The sequence below is a fragment of the Methylosinus sp. genome (assembly GCF_036560965.1).
Lineage (GTDB): Bacteria > Pseudomonadota > Alphaproteobacteria > Rhizobiales > Beijerinckiaceae > Methylosinus.
Map to the genome: position 1 here is coordinate 147,640 of NZ_DATBQF010000028.1, position 17,442 is coordinate 165,081.

Annotated in this window: 17 protein-coding genes; 9 read left to right on the forward strand and 8 right to left on the reverse strand. The window is 67.7% G+C overall.

All coding sequences use genetic code 11. The features are described 5' to 3' along the window. Positions 1-112: 112 nt before the first annotated feature. Complete coding sequence (locus VIF40_RS09380) at positions 113-1,204, reverse strand: DUF2332 domain-containing protein (protein ID WP_331937293.1); 1,092 nt, start codon at positions 1,202-1,204, stop codon at positions 113-115. A 226-nt stretch (positions 1,205-1,430) separates the two neighbouring features. Here VIF40_RS09380 and VIF40_RS09385 point away from each other — a divergent pair, with 226 nt between their 5' ends. From VIF40_RS09385 to rdgB, 3 genes are all read left to right on the forward strand, one after another. Further along, positions 1,431-2,162, forward strand: a complete 732-nt coding sequence (locus VIF40_RS09385; protein WP_331937256.1) for a superoxide dismutase — start codon at positions 1,431-1,433, stop codon at positions 2,160-2,162. 93 nt (positions 2,163-2,255) lie between these two features. Next, positions 2,256-2,969: a ribonuclease PH gene (rph, locus tag VIF40_RS09390; RefSeq protein WP_331937257.1), complete on the forward strand. Its 714-nt coding sequence runs from the start codon at positions 2,256-2,258 to the stop codon at positions 2,967-2,969. Next, positions 2,966-3,592 carry an RdgB/HAM1 family non-canonical purine NTP pyrophosphatase gene (gene rdgB, locus VIF40_RS09395; protein WP_331937258.1) on the forward strand — a complete coding sequence of 209 codons (627 nt, stop codon included), beginning with the start codon at positions 2,966-2,968 and terminating at the stop codon, positions 3,590-3,592. Before rph ends, rdgB begins: the two co-directional genes overlap by 4 nt. Positions 3,593-3,614: 22 nt before the next feature. Here the strand turns inward: rdgB and VIF40_RS09400 are convergent, their stop codons facing one another. Further along, positions 3,615-4,835, reverse strand: a complete 1,221-nt coding sequence (locus tag VIF40_RS09400) for an OmpA family protein (RefSeq protein ID WP_331937259.1) — start codon at positions 4,833-4,835, stop codon at positions 3,615-3,617. A 158-nt stretch (positions 4,836-4,993) separates the two neighbouring features. On the opposite strand from VIF40_RS09400, the gene hemW reads away from it, so the two are divergent. Next, the gene (gene hemW, locus VIF40_RS09405) at positions 4,994-6,163 is read left to right on the forward strand and encodes a radical SAM family heme chaperone HemW (protein ID WP_331937260.1); all 1,170 of its coding nucleotides are present in this window, start codon (positions 4,994-4,996) and stop codon (positions 6,161-6,163) included. Between the two features lie 13 nt (positions 6,164-6,176). On the opposite strand, the gene VIF40_RS09410 is transcribed toward hemW, so the two are convergent. The 4 genes from VIF40_RS09410 to VIF40_RS09425 all read right to left on the reverse strand — a co-directional run bounded on the left by VIF40_RS09410 (position 6,177) and on the right by VIF40_RS09425 (position 10,793). Further along, on the reverse strand, positions 6,177-7,625 hold the full coding sequence (locus VIF40_RS09410) for an ABC transporter permease subunit (protein WP_331937261.1): 1,449 nt from the start codon (positions 7,623-7,625) through the stop codon (positions 6,177-6,179). A 14-nt stretch (positions 7,626-7,639) separates the two neighbouring features. Next, positions 7,640-9,022 (reverse strand): ABC transporter permease subunit, encoded by a 1,383-nt coding sequence (locus tag VIF40_RS09415; protein ID WP_331937262.1) that lies wholly within the window; start codon positions 9,020-9,022, stop codon positions 7,640-7,642. A gap of 38 nt (positions 9,023-9,060) precedes the next feature. Further along, positions 9,061-9,792 carry an ABC transporter ATP-binding protein gene (locus VIF40_RS09420; protein ID WP_331937263.1) on the reverse strand — a complete coding sequence of 244 codons (732 nt, stop codon included), beginning with the start codon at positions 9,790-9,792 and terminating at the stop codon, positions 9,061-9,063. Positions 9,793-10,004: 212 nt separating this feature from the next. Then, a complete protein-coding gene (locus VIF40_RS09425; protein ID WP_331937264.1) occupies positions 10,005-10,793 on the reverse strand; it encodes a tRNA1(Val) (adenine(37)-N6)-methyltransferase in 789 nt (262 codons plus the stop codon). 202 nt (positions 10,794-10,995) lie between these two features. Here VIF40_RS09425 and VIF40_RS09430 point away from each other — a divergent pair, with 202 nt between their 5' ends. Both VIF40_RS09430 and VIF40_RS09435 read left to right on the forward strand, forming a co-directional pair. Then, entirely contained in the window at positions 10,996-11,286 is a 291-nt protein-coding gene (locus VIF40_RS09430; RefSeq protein WP_414684775.1) for a YARHG domain-containing protein, read from the forward strand. A gap of 130 nt (positions 11,287-11,416) precedes the next feature. After that, on the forward strand, positions 11,417-12,433 hold the full coding sequence (locus VIF40_RS09435; RefSeq protein ID WP_331937265.1) for a polyprenyl synthetase family protein: 1,017 nt from the start codon (positions 11,417-11,419) through the stop codon (positions 12,431-12,433). A 77-nt stretch (positions 12,434-12,510) separates the two neighbouring features. On the opposite strand, the gene VIF40_RS09440 is transcribed toward VIF40_RS09435, so the two are convergent. Next, entirely contained in the window at positions 12,511-13,014 is a 504-nt protein-coding gene (locus VIF40_RS09440) for a Spy/CpxP family protein refolding chaperone (protein ID WP_331937266.1), read from the reverse strand. A gap of 189 nt (positions 13,015-13,203) precedes the next feature. On the opposite strand from VIF40_RS09440, the gene VIF40_RS09445 reads away from it, so the two are divergent. Together VIF40_RS09445 and greA are read left to right on the forward strand one after the other, a co-directional pair. Continuing rightward, on the forward strand, positions 13,204-14,190 hold the full coding sequence (locus VIF40_RS09445) for an MDR family oxidoreductase (protein WP_331937267.1): 987 nt from the start codon (positions 13,204-13,206) through the stop codon (positions 14,188-14,190). 78 nt (positions 14,191-14,268) lie between these two features. After that, on the forward strand, positions 14,269-14,736 hold the full coding sequence (greA, locus tag VIF40_RS09450) for a transcription elongation factor GreA (RefSeq protein WP_331937268.1): 468 nt from the start codon (positions 14,269-14,271) through the stop codon (positions 14,734-14,736). A 60-nt stretch (positions 14,737-14,796) separates the two neighbouring features. On the opposite strand, the gene VIF40_RS09455 is transcribed toward greA, so the two are convergent. After that, positions 14,797-15,690, reverse strand: a complete 894-nt coding sequence (locus VIF40_RS09455) for an AAA family ATPase (RefSeq protein WP_331937269.1) — start codon at positions 15,688-15,690, stop codon at positions 14,797-14,799. 250 nt (positions 15,691-15,940) lie between these two features. On the opposite strand from VIF40_RS09455, the gene VIF40_RS09460 reads away from it, so the two are divergent. Beyond that, positions 15,941-17,251, forward strand: a complete 1,311-nt coding sequence (locus VIF40_RS09460) for a replication-associated recombination protein A (protein WP_331937270.1) — start codon at positions 15,941-15,943, stop codon at positions 17,249-17,251. The last annotated feature ends 191 nt before the right edge of the window (positions 17,252-17,442 follow it).

Below are 17,442 nucleotides of genomic sequence, written 5' to 3' on the forward strand. Positions count from 1 at the left end.
CGCCGGCGAGTGGAAACCTGTCGGCTCCGTCGAGGTTGATGCTCCCACCACATGGGCTCGCGCGCAAGCGACGAAAAGTGCTGCGGCGCCGCAGTGGCGCGCGCAACGCAAGCTAAAGGGGAAGCGGTCGGGGGCGATGCGGGCCGGCGCCGCTCCACTCCGCCCATCGCCCGTGAAAATCCGCGCGGCCGAGCGCAAAGCTCTCGCCGCCGGGCCAGAGCGTCAGTGTGAGCGCGGCGGAGCGCGTGTCGCCGTCCGCCTCCATCTGCAACAGGGCGAGCGGCGTCTCGCGCGTCGCCGAGGCTCCCGCGGCCTCGAGCGCCGCCATGGCGCAGCGCTTCGTCGCCAGCGGCAGATATTGCCAGACGACGGTGTGATAGACGAAGCGCGCGACGCTTCGCGCAGGCGGCGTCGAAAGACGCGCGGCGAGCCAGTCGCCGGCGTCGGCGCGCTCGACGCGCTCGCGATGCGCCGCCGCGAGGGCGAGCGCTGTCTCCATGCGGGCGAGACGTTCGGCTTGATCCGGCCAGACATAGGCGAGCAGCCGCGCGCGATGGTCCGCGTCGCCGGGATCGAGCGGATCGACGTCGCAACCCGCGCGCGCGACGATCCGCAATGCGGCGTCGAGCGCAGGCGCCGCGCCGCGCCAATCGCAGGAGAGGCGAAGCGCCGCCGATCGCGCGCCGAAAGCGCCGCCGCGAAGGTCATAGGCATAGCGATCGAAATGCAGATTGAGGCCGGCGCTGGCGCCGATCTCGAATGTCTCCAACGGCAGGCCCGTCGCTGCGGCGACGATCAGCGCGCCGCCCAGAACGACGCTGGAGCGCCCCGCTTCATTGGTCTGCGGCGGGCGAACGAGAAAGCCCGCGAGAAAATCGTCATGCGTCTCGATCGCGCGCGCGATCTCACTTGCGAGCGCCGCTGCGTCGAACGCATTGGGCGGATAGGCGGCCGCGAGTCCGGGTGCTTCGCCCGATCGCGCGAGAAAATGCAGCGCGCCGGCCGCGCGCAGCGCCAGCGCATCGGCCTTGGCGCGCGCGCCCCAGGACCAAATCCTGCGGCCGACGGCGCTGTTCTCGTCGAGGCTTTGCGCGAGAGCCTCGCAGACGGCGGCGGTGAAGGGCGAGGCGAGATCGCGGCAGGCTGTCGCCTGAAAGGCGAAGGCGGCCCCGACCGCGTCGGGCAGATGGGGGGTGGAACGCATCATCGCTCTCGGCCTCCTCGCGCAATTCTTCGCAAGCGGCCGCATCGACATTCGGCCATGCGAAAATGCGACGCCGAGAAATTCGTCGCCGCCGCAGTCAATTCTGCGATAGCTTTGCTTAGACCGGATTCCGATCGGATCGAAATCCGGTCCTATTTTTCATTCGGAGCGCAAAGCGCTCCGGCGCGGAAGGCGAGCGATCGGCTTCCGCTCGAGGAGGTCGAGAATGACGCGTGATTTTCATCGTCGACAATTTCTGGGCGCCGCCGCGACGAGCGCCGTATTGGTCGCCGGCTCCGCGCCCGCCGAGGAACGCGTCGAGGTGCGGGCGCAGGAGAAAGCCGCCGCCACGAAACGAGCCGCTGTCATCCATCAGGCGAAGCCGATGGCTTTCGATCCGAAGCGCGTCGAAGGACTGTCGGAGAAGATTCTCGTCTCCCATTACGAGAATAACTACATCGGCGCGGTGAAGCGATTGAACGCGATCCTCGATCAGCTCTCCGGCCTCGATTTCGACAAAGCCCCCGGATTTCAGATCAACGGGCTGAAGCGCGAAGAGCTGATCGCCGCCAATTCCATGATCCTGCACGAGGTCTATTTCGCCGGGCTCGGCGCCTCCGGCAAGCCGGGCGCGGCGCTCGCCGCGGCGCTCGACCGCGATTTCGGCTCCTTCGACCGCTGGCGCTCGGAGTTCGTCGGCATGGGCAAGGCGCTCGGCGGCGGCTCCGGCTGGGTCGTTCTCGCTTACGACAAGCATGGCGGACGGCTGGTCAACAGCTGGGCGAACGACCATACGCAGACCCTGGCCGGCGGCGATCCGATTTTCGTGCTCGACATGTTCGAGCACGCGTATCAGATGGATTTCGGCGCGAAGGCCGGCGATTACGTCAAGACCGTCATGGCGGCGGCCGGCTGGTCGAACGCCGACCGTCTCTACGAAAAATACAGCAGAGCCTGACCGGCCGGCCGGCGCGCAGGCGCGTGCGCCGGCCCGGCTTCCACTCTCGGCCGAACCGCGTTAGTAAGGCTGCTTCTCGAACAAGGAGCCTTCATGCGGCCGAGCAAACGCGCGCCAGACGAAATGCGTCCCGTCAGCTTCGAACGGGGCGTCGCCCGCTACGCCGAGGGCTCGTGCCTCGTCAAATTCGGCAATACGCATGTCCTCTGCGCCGCGACGCTCGAGGACAAGCCGCCGCCGTGGCTGCGCGGGCAGGGGCGCGGATGGGTGACGGCCGAATACGCCATGCTGCCGCGCGCCACCCATACGCGCACGCGTCGCGAGTCGAGCTCGGGCAAGCCGTCGGGCCGCACGCAGGAGATTCAGCGCCTCATCGGTCGCTCGCTGCGCGCCGTCACCAATCTGCCGGCGCTCGGCGAGCGTCAGGTGGTCGTCGATTGCGACGTGATCCAGGCCGATGGCGGCACGCGCACCGCGGCGATCTCCGGCGCCTGGCTGGCGCTGCACGACTGCTTCCAATGGATGCGCTCGCGCTCCATCATCAAGGACAATCCGCTGCGCGATCATGTCGCCGCTGTGTCCTGCGGCGTGTGCAATGGCGATGCGGTCATCGATCTCGACTACGCCGAGGATTCGACCGCCGAGACCGACGCCAATTTCGTCATCACCGGATCGGGCGGCCTCGTCGAGGTGCAGGCGACGGCGGAGGTCGCCATCTTCTCGGAGGATAGTCTCGGCGCCATGCTGGCGCTGGCGCGCGGCGGCGTGGACAGGCTCGTGCAATTGCAGAAGGCGGCGCTGGCGTGACGCGCAGGATCGAGGGGCGTCTCGTCATCGCGACGCATAATCCAGGCAAGCTGTGGGAGTTGCGCCAGCTGCTGGAGCCGCATGGCGTCGACGCCGTCTCGGCGGGCGAGCTCGGCGTGGCCGAGCCGGAGGAGACCGAAACGACCTTCTCCGGCAATGCGCTCTTGAAGGCGCGCGCCTCCTCGGCGGCGACGGGCCTGCCGGCCTTCGCCGATGATTCGGGTCTGTGCGTCGATGCGCTGGACGGCGCGCCGGGGGTCTATTCGGCGCGCTGGGGCGGCGACAATCGCGACTTCGCCGCCGCGATCCGCCGCGTCGAGCGCGAGCTGAGAGAGCGCGGCGCGGCGCCGCCTTTCTCGGCGCATTTCATTTGCGCTCTCGCCATCGTCTGGCCGGACGGCCATGTCGAGGCGTTCGAGGGCCGCGTCGACGGCGTGCTGGTGTTTCCGCCGCGCGGCGAGAAGGGCTTCGGCTATGATCCGATCTTCCTGCCGGATGGGCTGGAGCGCACCTTCGGCGAGATGATGTCCGCCGAAAAGCATGCGATGCCGGGCGACGGCTCGCGCGCGTTGTCGCATCGGGCGCGGGCGTTTCAGGCGCTGGCCGGGGCGTGCCTGGGGTAAGCGCGCGTTCGGCGCGAGGACGTCATCGCACCAGCAATTCCACCCGCCGGTTCTCCGCCCGGCTCGCGGGATCGTCGCCCGCGACGAGCGGCTGCTCATCGCCGACGCCGGCGCTCGTCAGCTTCTCCCGCGCGACGCCGATGCGGCGCAGATAGTCGGTGACCGCGCGAGCGCGGCGCTGCGACAGATCGCGCTTGTCGTCCGCGGAGCCCTGCGAATCCGCATGGCCGCGGACCTCGACCGATGCGTCCGGACAATGTTTGAGCGATCCGGCGAGGCGCAGCAGAAACCGCTCCGTCCCCGAGCCGAGCGCGACGCTCTTCGCCGAAAAGCGGATTTTCTCCGAACTCGCGAGGGCGCCGAGCGCCGCTCGGCAGGGCGAGACCGCGGTCTCGGCGACGGCGGGCGGCGCGCTCGGCCCTTCCGGCGCGGGCAAGGTCGGGTCCTTGGGGATGTTCCAGACGAGGGCCGCGGGCGGCGGCTCCATGGCGGCGGGCGCCGGCCGCTCGGCCGAGCGGCCTTCCGCCACCTTGCGGCCTTTTTTCGTCGCGGGCGGCGCCGTCTCGGCGACCCGCGGACGCGCGGCGACGGCCGCGACGCGCTCCCGCTCGCGTTGCGTCCAGGCGGCCTCGGCGGCGCGATGCGCGGCCTGCTCGGCCGAGGCGGCGGCCAGCGCCTCCTCGCGCTGCGTGGCGGCCGGCGGCGACAGAGAGTCGACGCGCCAGACGACGCGCACGCCCGAGGCGCTCGCGAGCCGTTCCGCCAGCGCCCTGTGGCCGGGCGCGTCGGCGGGCAGAAAGACATCGCGGCCGCTCACCTCGAAATTCAGCGGGTCGCCGCCCTCGCGCTGCACCAGCGAGCCGAGCCGATGCTCGAGCGCATCCTCGAGGCTCTTGGCCGCCTCGCTATTGGCGATGACGGCGACGATGGCGATGGCGCCGGCGCCGATCCGCCATGCGGCATGGTCGCGCGAGACCGGGCCGGCCCAGAACGCCACCGCGCCGACGCCGGCCAGAAAGACCGCATAGAGCGCGAAAACGCCCTCGAGATAGAGCGCGAAGCGGCCGAGCGTGGCTTTGCCGAGGATGGCGGCGAGACAGAGCGCCAGAGCGAGGAAGAAATCTCCCGGGCGCAAAAGGGCGGGGTCGTCGCCCTTCCGGCGCAGGCTGCCGAAGCCCGAAAGCGCGCCGACGAGAAAGGCGACCGCGAGCCAGAGGCCGTAAAAGCTGAGAAAATAGGTCATGTCCGGTGATGATCTCGAGCGGGACACGACCCCGCGAAGCGGCAATTAACGCCGTTTCGTCGTCTTTCAATGCGGCGATGAGAAACCATGGATGCGGCGAAGCTCGAGACGACTGCGCGGCAGCGTGACCTTCTCGGCCGGCCGTGGCATAAAGCGCCATGGCTGCGACGATTCGAAACGCTTTCGACCCTGGCTTCGGCGTCTATGTGCATTGGCCGTTCTGCCTGTCGAAGTGCCCCTATTGCGACTTCAACAGCCACGTCCGCAAGGGCGAGGTCGATGAAGATCGCTTTGTCGACGCGTTTCGCGCGGAGATCGCCCATCGCGCCGCGCTGGCGCCGGGACGCGAGGTGCGTTCGGTGTTCTTCGGCGGCGGCACGCCCTCGCTGATGCTTCCCTCCACGCTCGAGGCGATCCTTCGAGCGATCGCCGACCACTGGCCGATGGCCCCCGACGTCGAGATCACGCTGGAGGCCAATCCGACCAGCGTCGAGGCCTCGCGCTTCCGCAGCTTCAAGGCGGCCGGCGTCAATCGCGCCTCGCTCGGCGTGCAGGCGCTCAACGACATAGAATTGCGCGCGCTCGGCCGCCAGCATTCGGTGGCGGAGGCGCTCGCCGCGCTCGATATCGCCAATAAGATTTTCGAGCGCACCTCCTTCGATCTCATCTATGCGCGGCCGCAGCAGACGCCGGCGGCCTGGCGCAAGGAGCTGGAGCTCGCGCTGGCGCGCGGGACCGAGCATGTCTCGCTCTATCAGCTCACCATAGAGCCGGAGACGATGTTCGAGCGCATGGTCGACGCCGGCAAGCTCGAGCTGCCGAACAATGACATCCAGCGCGCTCTGTGGGACGTCACGCAGGAGGTCACGGCCCGCGCCGGCCTGCCCGCCTATGAGGTCTCCAATCATGCGCGGCCCGGCTCGGAATGCCGGCACAATCTCGTCTATTGGCGCTATGGCGAATATGCCGGCGTCGGCCCCGGGGCGCATGGGCGGCTCGTCACGCCGCGCGGCCGTCGCGCCCAGGCCACCGAGAAGCATCCGGAAATGTGGCTCACCTGCGTCGAGACGGAGGGTCACGGGCTCATCGAGGACGAATTGCTCTCCGCCGAGCAGGAAGGCGACGAGTTCCTGCTGATGGGCCTGCGCCTGCGCGAGGGCATCGATCCGGCGCGCTTCTTCGCGCTCACCGGCAAGAAGCTGGCGCAGTCGCGCGTCGCCGAGCTGATCGGCGACGGGCTCGTCGAGCTGACGCGCGACAATCGCATTCGCGTGAGCTCGGAAGGTTTTCCCGTGCTCGACGCTGTGGTGGCCGATCTCGCGGCCTGACGCCGCGCGTCGCTCAGACCGGAATGCGGCGCAGGCGCCAGAGCGCGATAGCGGCGATCGAGATCGTCGGGACGAGGATTTGCGCGAGGCTCCAGGCTCCGCGCAGCAGCAGAATGGGCCGGTCCTCGCTCCATTCGAAGCGCGGCGCGGCGCGAAACTCGGCCTCGGTCACGAGGACGCCGCTCTCCAATCTGGACTGCAGCCTTTCGGTCTTGTCGCGAAAGAACTCGGCCGCGGCGAGTCGAAAGCGCGCGTAACGATCGGCGTCGGTTCCGGCGAGCGCGCTCATCCCTTCGAGGACGGCCGCCGCCGGCGAGAGAATGCGAAAGGCGTCGACGAAATCGCGCCGCGTCTGGTCGCGCGCCTCATACTCCTCCACCCAGGGGCGCAGCCTCTCCGAGATTTCCTTCTGCATGTTCTTGCCGCGCATCGCCATCGCCGAGGGCGGGGCGGCGCCGTCCGCCGGCCTTTGCTTGCGGGAGTAGTCCACGCGATCGAGATCGGCGTTGCGGCGCGCCGATTCGTCGGTCGCCTCGGTCTCGAGCTCGATCATGCCGGCGCGCGAGAGCGCGGGATGGATCGTGTCGACCACGAGATTGAGCGTGATCGGCGCGACGAGCGTCACCGCGACCCAGGCGCCGACGAGGGCCAGCGCATTGAAGGCCGATGATCGGCCGAAGGAATTGACCAGCACGGCGAGCGCCAGCCAGAGCAGCCCATAGGCGAGCGCGAGCGTCGACCACAGCAGCCAGTCGGCGAGCAGAGCCGAAGCGTCCGCAACGGGCCGAAACAGCAGCAGAGCGGCGAGCGGCGCAGCCAGCAATGGCGCGGCCAGAGCGAGCGCGCGCGCTGCGCCTTTGCCGAGCGCGAGGGAAGCGGGCGAGACGCGCTGCGCGAGCAGGAGGCGCAGCGTTCCCTGCTCGCGCTCCGCCGACAGAAGATTATAGCTCAGGCCGAAGACCAGCAGCGGCAGCAGAAAGACGATGACGAAGGCGGCGTCGAACTGTCCGCTGGTCAGGCGCCAGGGATTTTCTATGTCGGTGTCATAGAGAAACTGCGCCTCGCTATATCCGCTGATGCGCAAGAGATTCGTCATCAGATCGGACTGGCCGAGCGCGAGCGGCGCGAGCGGCAGAGTGGGCAGCGAGACGCTGCGATTGGCGGGGCTGAGGCCGAGAACGCGCGGAGACGCATAAGGCGTCGGCGTCTTGGCTTCCTCGGCCGCCTTCAGCATCGTCGCGATCGTGTCCCATTGCTTGTTCTGCTCGGCGGCGATCGCGGCGAGCTGGGCGTCTTTCTGGTCGATCCGCTGCAGTCCGTCGGCGAGCCCGCCGGCGAGCACGGCGGTCAGCAGCAGCAGGACGATCGGCAGGCTGCGTTCGCGCCACAGCAGGACGAGCTCCTGGCGGAGAATGGTGAAAAAGGCGCTCGGCGCGCGAAGCGAGGCGTCAATCGGCGTCATGGCGGAGCTTTCTCTCAGAAGGGACGCAAATGGCGCGCGGCGACGACTGCCGCGAGCAGCGACAGCGCGAAGCCGGCGGCCAATGTCACGAGATTCGGCCAGCTGCTCGCCAGCGCCTCGGCGCTGCTCGGCCCTTCGTAACGAAAGGGCGGGACTTTCGCCCAGAGCTCGGGGGAAGCCTGGTAATTATAGGCTTCCGATCCGCCTGCGGCGATGCGATTGTCGCTCATCGTGTCTTGAATGAGCCTGCGATGCGATTCCGCCGCGGTCGCGAAGCTGCGCTGATGCGCGAGGTCGACGCCCGCCATGCTGGTCGAGAGCCCGCGCAGCGCGACCAGCGGCGAGGCGAGGCCCAGCCATTCCTGCAGATGGCGCTGGCGCTCGAACAGGTCCCATAGCCCGTTGTAGTGCTTGTCGAAAACGACATAGCCGGCATGATCGTCGACCCGAAGCGCGCGCGGCGCCTCCTCCATCGGCAGCTGCGACGCGTTCTTCACATGGAAATTGTCTTCGAGAGCCTTGTTCTGCGCCGCGCGGAGATCGACGCCGAGCGCGTTCATGAAGTCTATTCGCGTCGGCGTCGGAAGGGCGGCGTGCGCCGCCTCCGAGGCGGCGCGTGGAACGACGATTGTCGCGACGGTCCAGATCGCCAGCAATGCGACCAGCGCGCCGCGCGCCCGCGGCGCTGCGGCCGACACGGCGAGCGTGACGAAGAGAAAGGTTCCGAGATAGAGGCCATAGCCGATGGCGATCCAGCCGAGGCGCGCGAGATTGTCGGCGAGCGCGCCGACCGCGGCCGCCTGATACAAAGCGATCAGCGACAGAACCACCGCGGGCGCGAGGAGCGCCGCCGCGGCCGCGCCGATCGCCAGCGCCTTGCCCCAGAGCAGGCGCGAGGGCGCGACGCCGAGGCTCGCGAGCTGGCGCAGCGTTCCCTGTTCCCGCTCGCCCGCCAGCGCGTCGAAGCCGATGAGCACGAGGATCAATGGCGCGAGAAGCTGCAGCACATAGGCGGCGGAGAGATCGCCGAAGCGCCGCAGCCCCGTCGCATCCTGCGCCGGGCGGAAGCCGAAGTCGTTCTGCTTATGCGCCTCGAGCCAGACGGTCTGGCCGGCGAAGGGCTCGAGCCCGGGATCGAACAAAGCGAGCGGCGGCTCCGGCTTGAAGACATGCATTCCCAGATGCGCGGCCGAGTGTGGATTCTTGGGACCCTGGCCGACCCAGGTCGCATAGCCCTTTTCTTCCGTGGCCGCGCGCTCGGCCGCCGTGTCGCTCTGCAGGCGCCAGCCGACCGCGATCGAGACGATCAGCAGAAGCAACGCCAGCCCGCCGAGCCAGGGCAAGCGTCCGTCGCGGATGAAGCCGCGAAAATCTCTCATGGCGATGACCGCTATCATGGACAATCTCCTCTCGCAGGACCGGCGTCAGGCGCTCATCAGGCGCTCATGGCGTCGAGATAGAGCGCCTCGAGATCCGCATGGCCGATCTCGCGCGCGCCGATCTCGGCGACGATGCGGCCGGAGCGCGCAATGCCGATGCGCGTGCCCGTCTGCTTGGCGTTGAAGAGATCGTGCGTCGCCATCAATATGGCGACGCCGCGATCGGCGGCTGTTTTCAACAGGCGTGAGAATTCATTGGCGGATTTGGGGTCGAGGCCGGAGGTGGGCTCGTCGAGCAGGAGCGCTTTCGCCTGCTTGGCGAAGGCGATGGCGACGCCGACCTTCTGGCGCATGCCTTTCGAATATTGCGCGACGCGCCGGTCGGCGGCCGCTCGGTCCAGCCCGGCCTCCTCCAGCAGCTCGAGCAGCCGGTCTCGCGAGAACCGCCGGCCGCAGCCGAGCGTCACGAAATAATCGAGATTTTCGACGCCCGAAAGCGTCGGATAGAGCGTCACCTGCTCGGGGATATAGGCGACATGCGTCTTCGTCTCGAGCGGATGTTCGGCGACGTCGAGGCCATTGATCCAGGCCTTGCCGTCGCTGGCCGGAATGAAGTTCAGCAAAATATTGATGAGCGTCGTCTTTCCGGCTCCGTTGGCGCCGAGGAGGCAATAGATCTCGCCGGGCTCCACATCGAGATCGACCTGGTCGAGCGCATGATTTCCATCGAAGAATTTGCTGAGACGCCGCGTCTTGATCATCGCCTTCTCCAAAACAAAGGCGGTCATGCGATCGCGCGGCGGCGCCGCGACGATCGCTCCTGGTAATTGCTCTGGTCCGCCCACGGCACTATGCCAGAACGATCGAGCTTGTGAAGTCGTTGAGGCGGAGAATTCCCCGACGTCAAAGTAACATCAAAATAACATCGGCTCGATCCGTAGAGCTTCGCCAGCAGACTGCCGCCGAAGCTGCGCGGCTGATCGACGATCACGAGACAAGATCACGTGACAAGGTGAGGCGGCCAGGGCAGCTCGCCTTCGCCGCGATGGAGCGCCTCGGCGCGCGGCGTGAAGGCGCCGTCCGCCTCATGCAGCGCGAGCGGCGAGAGCAGCGACAGCGGCGCCTTCGAGCCTTTGACGCCGCGCAGCAGAATGCGCGTCGCCGCCTCCCCCACGCGCGGGGCGATCGGCAGCAGGCTCAGCGCGCCGAGTCGCGCGCCGACGCCGGCGAGGCACTCCTGCAATGCGTCGGCGCGATGGATCATGACGAAGAGCCCGCCCGAGCGCAGCAGCGCGATGCAGGCGCGCAGCCAGGGCTCGAGTCCCGCCGCGCTCATATGGGCGAGCGCGCGCCGCGGATCGGGCGAGACGCGCACGCGGCCCGGCGTGAGATAGGGCGGATTGGTGAGAAGCACCTCGGCGCTCTCATTCTCGAGCCCGCCGGCGCGACGCGCCGCGATCGAGAGGAGATCGGCCTCATGCACGCGGATGCGCGCCGCGAGCGCGTTCGCCGCGACATTCTCGCGGGCCAGCGCGCAAGTCTCCGGATCGATCTCGACCAGGCCGAGCGTGGCGGCGGGGGCGCGCAGCGCTGCGGCGAGGCCGACGGCTCCGGTTCCCGCGCCGATGTCGAGAATGAGCCCGCGCGTCTGCGCCGGGGTCGCCGCCGCGAGGAGGACGGCGTCGGTTCCGGCCCGGTGGCCGCGCGGCATTTGGCGCAGACGCAAGCGTCCGCCGAGAAAGGCGGCGGCCTCCGACCGTTTCTCTCGAGTGTTCGGGGGAACGTTCATTTGCGGGAAACGTTCATCGCACTGAAAAATGTCACAGCGTCTCGCATCGAGCAAGCTCTCTCGCATCGAGCAAGCTCTCGACCGAGTTCTCGCGAGCGATCGGCTTCCGTTCGTTTGGAAACGGCCTGAAGTTGCGACTGGAGCCCGGTCGTCGTCGAGGAGGACATGCGTCGAGGAGGAAATGCGTCGAGGAGGAAATGCGATGAAATCGATGAGCGACATGATCCGTATTCTCGCCGCAGGGGCGATCTTGTCGGCATTTGCCGAAATCGCCGCGCCGGCGCCCGCGCTCGCGCAATCGGGCGCTTTGTCCTGCGACCGGCTCTGGCGAGAACGCAACGCCATCTATGCGCGCGCCGGGCATTGCTTCAAAACCACGCGCGGGCGCTCGGCTTTCGGCGGGGGCTGCTTTCCGCCCTATGGCCGGCTGGGCGGCGCCGACGCCCGGCGGGTTCGCCAGCTCCAGACCTTGGAGCGCCAGAACGGATGCTGAATTCTCACGCGGAACAGCGTCCGATCGGCCAGGGGAGGGCCCGCCCGGGCGCGCGCTCCCCCGGCTTGCCGCGCGCGCTCTGAAGCCTTAAGTTCGCCCCAGCATTCCAAGGCAAGCCAAAGGGGTCTACGTGGGCATCGTCATACCGCTGGAAGAAAAGGAAAAGAAGTCCGCCAGCCTCGATACTCTCCTTTCGTTGATCGGCCCCGACCTGCAGCGCGTCAACCAGCTGATCCTGCAGCGCACCGGCTCGGATGTGACGACGATCCCCGAGGTCGCCAATCATCTCATCTCGGCGGGCGGCAAGCGCCTTCGCCCGATGCTCGTGCTCGCCACCGCCGGAATGTGCGACTATCAGGGCGACGGCCACATCAAATTCGCCGCCGGCATCGAATTCATGCACACCGCCACTCTGCTGCACGACGATGTGGTGGACGAGAGCGACATGCGCCGCGGCAAGATCGCCGCGCGCATGCTGTGGGGCAATGAGACCTGCGTTCTGGTCGGCGATTTCCTGCTCGGCCATGCCTTCAAGATGATGGTCGAGCCCGGCGTGCTCTCCTGCCTGTCGGTCGTCTCGCAGGCCGCCGCAGTCATCGCCGAAGGCGAGATTCTCCAGCTCAACGCCGCCAAGGACACGCAGACGACGGAAGACGCCTATATGGCCGTCATCCGCTCCAAGACGGCGGAGCTGTTCGCCGCTGCGGCCGAGGTCGGCCCCATGCTCTCCGGCCGCTCCAAGGCGGAAGAGGCCGCCTGCCGCAGCTATGGCATGAATCTCGGCGTCGCCTTCCAGCTCATCGACGATGCGCTCGACTATGGCGGACAATCCTCCAAGCTCGGCAAGAATGTCGGCGATGACTTCCGCGAGGGCAAGATCACGCTTCCCGTCGTGCTCGCCTTCCGCCGCGGCAGCGAGACGGAGCGCGAGTTCTGGCGCCGCACCTTGGAGAAGGGCGAGATTCACGACGGCGACGTCGAGGCCGCCTGCGCGCTGATGAAGAAGCACGACGCGATCAAGGAGACGGTGGAGCGGGCGAGCCATTACGGCGTCATGGCGCGCGAAGCGCTGGAGATTTTCCCCGCCTCGCCGTGGAAGTCGGCGCTGCTCGAGGTCGTCGATTTCTGCGTCGAACGCGCCTATTGACGCGAAAACGCCCCGCAGGCGTTCGGCCGGCGGGGCGTGAGGACTGGGCTTTTTTAAGCGTCGGTCGTGATCGAGCGTCAGTCGTGCTCCGGACCTTCGTGCGGACCGCCGAACTCGTGCCCATGATGCGGACCCTTGGCGATCGTATGCAGCAGAACGGCGAAGCGGCGCTTCTGCGCTTCGTCCAGGCTGTCGAAGAGCGGCTTGGCGGCCTCGGCGAGCTTCTCCGTCTCGACGGCGCGCGCGGCGAGTCCCTTCGAGCGGAGCTGCAGGCCTTCGATCACGCTGCGATGCTCGTGGATGTCTTTCATCTTGTCCTTGACCTCGGCGAAGCGCGCGGCGCGCGCCTTGGCGATGTCGCGCAGCGCGGTCTCGACCGCCGGCCAGCTCTTCTCCTGGGCGGGGGTGAGCTTGAGGCCGGCCTTCAGCGCGGCGACCTTGGCGTCGGTGAAGGCGGCGCGATCTTCCGCCGAGAATTGCGGATGATGATGCTCCGCCGGCGCCTGCTGCGCAAAGACTCCGGCCGAGAGCGGAAGGGTGAGAGCGACCGCGGCGGCGGCGGCGAGGAGATGTTTCTTCATGAGCGTTCACCTGGGGGGAATGGGTGGACTTGACGCCCCGACAATTCGTTCTCGGCAGACGAAAAGCAACTTAATGTTTGGTAATGTCCCGCTTCAGAAACCTTTCGTTTACATAAGCTTTTACGTATCTGACCGGATGGCGGAGCGATGGCGACGAGAACGACGCCCGACGAGAAGGAGACATCGAGAGTGAGCGCATTCACCGCCATACGCATAGACCAGGACGAGGCGGGCTATCGCGCCGCCTATGTCACGCTCGACGCGAGCGAGCTGATGGACGGCGACGTCGACGTCGAGGTGACGCACAGCACGGTCAATTACAAGGACGGGCTCGCGGTGACCGGCAAGGCGCCGGTGGTGCGGCGCTTCCCGATGATTCCGGGCGTCGATTTCGCGGGCGTGGTCACGCGCTCGAGCCATCCGAATTTTCGCGCCGGCGAGCAGGTGATCGCCGGCGGCTGCGGGCTGGGCGAGCAGCATTATGGCGGCTTCGCGCAGCGCGCCCGGGTCAGCGGCGACTGGCTGGTCCATTTGCCGCAGGGGCTGACGCCGGCGCAGGCGATGGCGATCGGCAGCGCCGGCTACACCGCAATGCTCTGCGTGCTGGCGCTGGAGGGCCGCGGGCTCGAGCCTTCGCGCGGGCCCGTGGTGGTGACGGGCGCGGCGGGCGGCGTCGGCTCTGTGGCGGTGGCGCTGCTGGCGGCGCTCGGCTGGCGCGTCGTCGCCTCCACTGGACGTCCCGAGGAAGAAGCCTATCTCAAAGAACTCGGCGCGGCGGAGATCGTCGATCGGGCGGAGCTGTCGGCGCCGGGCAAGCCGCTGCAGAAGCAGCGTTTCGCCGGCGGCGTCGACACGGTGGGCTCGGTCACGCTCGCCAATGTTCTGGCGCAGACGGCGATCGACGGCGTCGTCGCGGCCTGCGGCAATGCGCAGGGAATGGAGCTGCCGACGACGGTCGCGCCCTTCATTCTGCGCGGCGTCTCTCTCATCGGCGTCGAGAGCGTGCGGCCCAATCTGCCGCTGCGGCGCGCCGGCTGGGAAAGGCTGGCGCGCGATCTCGACAAGGGGATTCTCGCGCGCATGACCGAGACGGCGCCTTTCTCCGAGGCGTTGGAGCGCGCGCGATCGATCGTCGCGGGCAAGATCAGAGGTCGGCTGGTCATTGAGATCGGTTGACGCGCAGTCGTCTCGGGCGTTCGATCGGACGCTCGCGAGATCGGCGATTCTCGGAAGCGTCGGACAGGACGTGATGACATGAGCAGCGCCTTCACCAAAGAACAGGACGACGACGAGCTCCGTGAGGAGCTTCCCGATCGCCCGGTCAGTCCGCACCGCAATCTCGTCACGCCGGAAGGTTTCGCGCAGATCGAGGCCGAGCTCTCGCGCCTGCATGGCGAGCTCGATGCGGCGCAGGCGAAGGACGACAAGCGCGCGGTGGCGCGGGCGGCGCGCGATGTGCGCTATTGGACGGCGCGGCGCGCGAGCGCTGAGGTCGTGCGGCCGATCGCCGATCACGAGCAGGCGCGCTTCGGCCATCGCATCGTCATCGAGGACGAGGCCGGCAAGCGTCAGAGCTTTCGGCTGGTGGGGGAGGACGAGGCCGATCCGGCCAAGGGCCTCATCCCCTATGTGGCGCCGCTCGCCAAAGCGTTGCTCGGCAAGAGCGTCGGCGACGGCGTCGAGGCGATCCATCACAGCGCCAGGATCGTCGAGATCGGCTGACGCCCTCGTGAGGAACCGCGCGTGACAGCGCGGTTCGTCTTTGTTTTACGCCGCGGCGGCTCACGCCGCCTTGCGGACCGCGGGCTTGGCCTGCGGCTTGGCGGGCTTTTCCGCGACGGGCGCGGGAGCGGCGGCCTGCTTGCGCGCGGGCTGCGGCTCTTGCTTGGGCGCGATCTTGCCGGCGACCTTCGCCGCGGGTTTTGCTTCGACCTTGGCCTCGACCTTGGCCTCGACCTTCGCCACCGGCTTTGCCTCGACCTTCGCCATGGGCTTGGCTTCCACCTTGGCCTCGACCTTGGCTTCCGCCTTCGGCTCGGCCTTGGCGGGGGCGCCCTTCTTGAGACGGCGCTTCACCGACTGCCACAATTCCCGCATCTCTTCGGCGGCGACGCCGTCGGGATTGAGCTCGCAAACTCCGAGCCCGAGCCGTGCGGCCTCCTGATAGTCGACGCGCGCCGAGACGAGCGGCGCCAGCAGCGCGCCGATCGACTGCAGAGCCTGAGCGCCCTGGTCGACGCGGGCGTTCTGCTGAGCGGGCGGGCATTGATTGAGAAGAAAGGCGTAATCCTTCTTCTTGTCCTTGATCGTCGCGCGGGTGAGCTCGCAGGCCCACAGGTCGAAGACATTGGGACGGGCCGGGATGATGCAGAGATCGGCCGCGCGAATGGCGGCGTCAGAATATTCGCTGTCGGCGCCCGGCGCGTCGATGACGACGAGCGTGACGCCTTTCTTCTCGAGCGCGGCGAGCGCCTTGCCGAGCTTGGCCGGAGGCACGTGCTCGACCGGGACGTCCGTCGCCTCGCGCGCCTTCGACCATTTGACCAATGATTGGAGCGGATCCAAATCGATAATGAAAACACGCTCGCCCGCGCAACTGGCGGCCACGGCGATGCTGCTTGCGAGCGTGCTCTTTCCGGCGCCGCCCTTCTGCGTGACGAATGCGATAGTGCGCATGCTGATCGACCTGTGTTTGAAAGTTAGGCTCCTACGCCGCCGGGACGCCACCAGAAAAGAACGCCACGAGAGAACAGGGAGGGTCGGTAAAATTTTACAGAATCGTAATACTCCCCCAATGGTTAACCGGCGGTTAAATCGGCCCGGCAAAGGTAAAGGTTCGGAAAATACGAACGAGCGGGGCATGGGTCGGCGCGCGCGGTCCGGCGATCGTCTATAATGGTCGCTCAATCGTCTAGAATGGCAGTCCATGAGTGATTTGTTCGCCGCCGCCGGGCTCGATCGCAACGCGCCACACCCACTCGCCGACCGACTGCGTCCGCAAAAGCTGGACGAGGTCGCAGGCCAGGACCATCTCGTCGGTCCGGGCGGGGCGCTGACGCGCGCGATCCGTTCCGGCTCGATCGGCTCGCTGATCTTCTGGGGTCCGCCCGGCACCGGCAAGACGACGGTGGCCCGCCTTCTGGCGCATGAGACCGATCTCGCCTTCGTGCAGATATCGGCGATCTTCACCGGCGTCGCCGATCTGAAGAAGACCTTCGAGGCCGCGCGCGGCCGCCGCGCCATGGGGCAGGGGACGCTGCTCTTCGTCGACGAGATTCATCGCTTCAACCGCGGCCAGCAGGACTCGTTTCTGCCGGTGATGGAGGATGGATCGGTCACGCTCATCGGCGCGACGACGGAAAACCCCTCCTTCGAGCTCAACGCCGCGCTTTTGTCGCGCGCCCGCGTGCTGGTCTTCAAATCGCTCGACGCCGAGGCGATCGAGAAGCTCCTTCAGCGCGCCGAGCAGAGCGAGGGCCGGCTGCTGCCGCTCGACGCGGATGCGCGCGCCGCGCTGGCGACGATGGCCGATGGCGACGGCCGCGCGGCGCTGACGCTCGCCGAGGATGTCTGGCGCGCGGCTGGCGAGGGCGAGATCTTCGACAGCGCCCGGCTCGCCGAGGCAGTGCAGCGCCGCGCGCCCATCTACGACAAGGCGCAGGAGGGCCATTACAATCTCATCAGCGCGCTGCACAAATGCGTGCGCGGCTCGGACCCGGACGCCGCCCTCTATTATTTCGCGCGAATGCTGGTCGCCGGCGAGGACCCGCTGTTCCTGGCGCGCCGAATCGTCCGCATGGCGGTGGAGGATATCGGCCTCGCCGATCCGCAGGCGCTCGTCGTCGCCAACGCCGCCAAGGACGCCTATGATTTTCTGGGCAGTCCGGAGGGCGAGCTGGCCCTGGCGCAGGCGGTTCTCTATGTGGCGACCGCGCCCAAATCCAACGCCGGCTATGTCGCCTATAAGGCCGCCCGCCGCCTCGCCGAGGAGAGCGGCTCGCCGATGCCGCCCAAGACCATCCTCAACGCGCCGACCAAATTGATGAAGAGCGAAGGCTATGGCGAGGGCTATCGCTACGACCATGACGAGCCCGACGCCTTCTCCGGCCAGGATTATTGGCCCGAGACGCTCGGCCGGCAGAGCTTCTACCGTCCCGTCGAGCGCGGCTTCGAGCGCGAGATCGCCAAGCGGCTCGACTATTGGGAGCGGCTGCGGCGCGAGCGGCGCGGCTCCTGACGCGCGCGCGAGCGACGCGATTCCGATGCATGCAAGTCATTGAAGAAGATTCGGTTTCGCGCGTCGAATCGTCGCTGCGACATGCCGTCTTCGCAACGAATGCTTGTCGCCTCGCCTCTCATCTTCGACAGATTGCTTGGGCTCGATGCTGCGACGCATCGACGCGCGCCATCGGGTCGGCGGCCGATGAC